Raw genomic sequence first — 654 nt, forward strand, 5'->3', positions numbered from 1 at the left:
CTTTCGTGTTTGCAGAGTGCTGTGTTTTTAATAAACAGTTGCAGCAGCCTGGTATCTGCGACTGTCAACAGCTCAAGGAGCAAGTCCTATCACCATCAACAGCGTACCTTCTCCCGAAGTTACGGTACCATTTTGCCTAGTTCCTTCAGCAGAGTTCTCTCAAGCGCCTTGGTATTCTCTACCTGATCACCTGTGTCGGTTTAGGGTACGATTCGTTTATAACTATTGCTTAGAAGCTTTTCCTGGAAGCATGGTATTTGCCACTTCGCTGTACAAGTACAGCTTGCTATCAGATCTCAGCCATGTAGTAGCCCGGATTTACCTAAGCCACAAGCCTACATCCTTTCACCTGGACAACCAACGCCAGGCTGACATAACCTTCTCCGTCCCTCCATCGCATTATAAACAAGTATCAGAATATTAACTGATTTCCCATCGACTACGCCTTTCGGCCTCGCCTTAGGGGTCGACTCACCCAGCCCCGATTAACGTTGGACTGGAACCCTTGATCTTCCGGCGTGCGAGCTTTTCACTCGCATTATCGTTACTCACGTCAGCATTCGCTCTTGTGATACCTCCAGCATGCCTTACGACACACCTTCACAGGCTTACACAACGCTCCCCTACCACTTGAAAACAAATTCAAATCCGCAG

Annotated in this window: 1 rRNA gene; it reads right to left on the reverse strand. The window is 48.2% G+C overall.

The annotated features are described in order from the left end of the window. Nucleotides 1–654, reverse strand: a 23S ribosomal RNA gene (locus I6E56_RS14910); the annotation flags it as partial.

The sequence above is a fragment of the Salinibacterium sp. NK8237 genome (assembly GCF_015864955.1).
Classification (GTDB): domain Bacteria; phylum Actinomycetota; class Actinomycetes; order Actinomycetales; family Microbacteriaceae; genus Rhodoglobus.